Origin of the sequence: Streptomyces sp. BE20 (assembly GCF_036322525.1) — a bacterium.
Taxonomy (GTDB): domain Bacteria; phylum Actinomycetota; class Actinomycetes; order Streptomycetales; family Streptomycetaceae; genus Kitasatospora.
Genome location: NZ_JAQYWW010001019.1, coordinates 1 through 2,509, shown reverse-complemented (window position 1 = coordinate 2,509; position 2,509 = coordinate 1). Strand labels below are relative to the sequence as shown.

Genomic DNA, 2,509 nt, shown 5'->3' with positions numbered 1-2,509 from the left:
ATCAGACTGCCCAGATGCCGCCGGGAGACACCGGTAAACAGCCGATGCGCCAGAACCGCCCGATTGACCATGATCCGCACGCCGCGATCATGCCACCCGCAGCACAAAGGCCCCACTCGCTATCACGCACCAACTCGTAAGGGCGAGCGCCAGGGCGACGAAACAGACCACCCATCGGCGACCGTCGTTCGGCACCAGCATGGCGAGGCCGAGCACCAGTCCGGCGGGCAGTGCGCAGGCAGCGAACAGGGCGCCCGTCGCCAGAGGTAGCCGAGTCACGTCGGTTCCTCCGTCGGAGTCGTGATCATCGGGCGGTAGGCAAGATGCCCATAGCTTCGATGCTCGGGGAACTTCGCCGCGTGCTCGAAGGGCCACATCTCGGCCGTCTCGCGGTCGACGCACTCGCCCGAGTCCTCGCCGCACCGGGTGCCGTCCTCGGCTTCGCCCTCGCAGTAGACAAGGTGGAGTGCGTCGCGATCGGGGTCCGGTCCGAACTTCCAGAGCAGGAAGCGGAACAGGCGTCGCTTACCAGCGCCAAGGGTCGTCGGTGCTCCGAGTGCCATGGTCAGCCAACTCGCTTTCCATGAACGGCTGTCGGGTTCGCTTCCATGTCCGCCCGAACTCGCTCGTTAGTGGTCGCTACCCGCACATTGAGCGGGTCGGCCGTCCACGGGGAGCCGGCGACAGGCCACGGGGAGAGGGACCACCCGGTGTCGGTCGCACCCTTGTACGTGCCGACCTTGACCGCCACGGTGTCCACCACCAGGTCACCGACCTTCGGGCGGAACAGGGGCACGACGGGGGGCGCTTCCGCGGCGATAGCGGCGAGCCCGGCCCAGAGCACATCGACCAGGTTGAGCACCGATTCGGGGCGAGCCCGGCCCAGGTCGACCAGCGTTTGCCCGGTGATCGACTCGGCCGGGTCAATGTCGAGCGAGGGGAGTACGCACCCGGCCGCCTCGGCAGCCTCGCGCAGGGCTTCGCATGCTTCGCGCGCCTGTCTGCGGTGCCTCTTACTGATCTTGCGCAACTTCTGGTTGGCCACGGTGACCCCTCGCGGTTGCTGGTCGGCCTGTCTGGCTCTACGCAACCGCATGACCACGCTCCGCGGTAGGCTCGCAACGCTCGCGCGATATACGACCCATAAAAGCGGAACAGGGAGTTCCACCCATGGCGAAGCGTCAGCCAAACCCTTCCCTGGCGCGGCTCTTGACGGAAGGGCAGTTCACTCAGGGGGCCTTTGCACGGGCCGTCAATGTTGTGGGCACCGAGTACGGTCGACCCACCGGATACAGCCAGCCGAACGTGTCTCAGTGGCTCGCCGGGACGGAGCCCGAAGCCCCTGCAAGAGCTGCAATCCTCGAAGCACTCACCCGCCGGCTAGGCCGTCTCGTGACGCACACCGAGGCCGGGTTTCCGCCACCTGCCGACCAGCCCACAACCCCGACAGGTACCGTCGAAGGGTTGATCGAGTTGGGGAGGCAAGATATGGACCCCTCACGGCGGAGCGTGCTCGGCGCAAGCCTGTTCGCGGTTGCGATGAACGTCCCGGGGTGGCAGGACGTACTAGCGCGCGCCGAGTCAATCCAGCGTGGTGTAACCATCCGGATAGGGATGCCCGAAGTTGCGTCGGTCATTGCCATGACTGAGGAACTGAGCGGCATTGACGACAAGTTCGGGGGCAGGGCCGCCCGCCCCATGGCGGCGAGCTACCTGGTCAACCAGGTGGGGCCCTACCTTCGCGCCGAGGCCCCCGAAGCAGTGCGCAAAGCGATGATGTCGGCCGCTAGCGATCTGTGCTACCTGACCGGATACATGGCGGTTGACGAAGGACTGCACGGCCTCGCCCAGCGCTACTACGTCAAGGCTTTGGAGTTGGCCGGTATCGCCGACGACCATTTGACCTACTGCACCACCCTGCGGGGCATGAGCGTGCAAGCCGTCGACCTCGGGCACGGTCGGCGAGCGCTGCACCTCGCGGACGCTGCCTCGGCGGCCTCGCCTGTTGCTGGCCCCCGGATGAGAGCGTTTCTTGCCGGTCAACAGGCACACTCGGCAGCGCAGATCGGCGATACCGCAACTGCGATGCGGTTGATCGGCGAGGCCGAACGGGCGATGGATCGGGCCGAGTCCGAGAGCAAGGCGTTTGGCTCGTACGACCCCTCATCGCTCAATTATCACATTGGCCAAGTCCGCTACGAACTAGGCCACTTGACGGGTGCGGTGGAGTCGCTGGAGCTGTCGGACAAGCTCCGCAATGACGTGTACCGCCGCACTCGGGTTCGTTACGGTGCGCTGCTGGCCGAATGGCAGCTCAAGGCGGGAAAGACGGACCACGCATGGGCAACGTGGCACGCCGTTCTAGACGCAATGCCGTGTAGATAGAGCCGTGGGTGGCCGCGTCAAGTCGCCTGAAATGGGACGGAGCTCCTGCTAGAACCGTGTCGACCAAGATCACTGTTCGGTAGGAGCTCCGTTGGGTGCCCAGTCTGTCATCTCTCGTGAGGTT

At 65.6% G+C, this 2,509-nt stretch carries 4 protein-coding genes; 1 reads left to right on the top strand and 3 read right to left on the bottom strand.

Features of this window, described 5'->3' with window-relative positions:
- Nucleotides 1-87: 87 nt before the first annotated feature.
- Genes PUR61_RS27960 through PUR61_RS27950 form a run of 3 tightly spaced genes read right to left on the bottom strand, consistent with a single transcriptional unit; the run spans nucleotide 88 to nucleotide 1,045 of the window.
- The gene (locus tag PUR61_RS27960; RefSeq protein WP_329882213.1) at nucleotides 88-279 is read right to left on the bottom strand and encodes a hypothetical protein; all 192 of its coding nucleotides are present in this window, start codon (nucleotides 277-279) and stop codon (nucleotides 88-90) included.
- Complete coding sequence (locus tag PUR61_RS27955; RefSeq protein WP_329882212.1) at nucleotides 276-563, bottom strand: DUF7848 domain-containing protein; 288 nt, start codon at nucleotides 561-563, stop codon at nucleotides 276-278. Before PUR61_RS27955 ends, PUR61_RS27960 begins: the two co-directional genes overlap by 4 nt.
- Nucleotides 564-565: 2 nt before the next feature.
- On the bottom strand, nucleotides 566-1,045 hold the full coding sequence (locus PUR61_RS27950) for a hypothetical protein (RefSeq protein WP_329882211.1): 480 nt from the start codon (nucleotides 1,043-1,045) through the stop codon (nucleotides 566-568).
- Between the two features lie 125 nt (nucleotides 1,046-1,170).
- Between PUR61_RS27950 and PUR61_RS27945 the strand changes: the two genes are divergently transcribed.
- Nucleotides 1,171-2,385 carry a tetratricopeptide repeat protein gene (locus tag PUR61_RS27945; protein ID WP_329882210.1) on the top strand — a complete coding sequence of 405 codons (1,215 nt, stop codon included), beginning with the start codon at nucleotides 1,171-1,173 and terminating at the stop codon, nucleotides 2,383-2,385.
- Nucleotides 2,386-2,509: the final 124 nt, after the last annotated feature.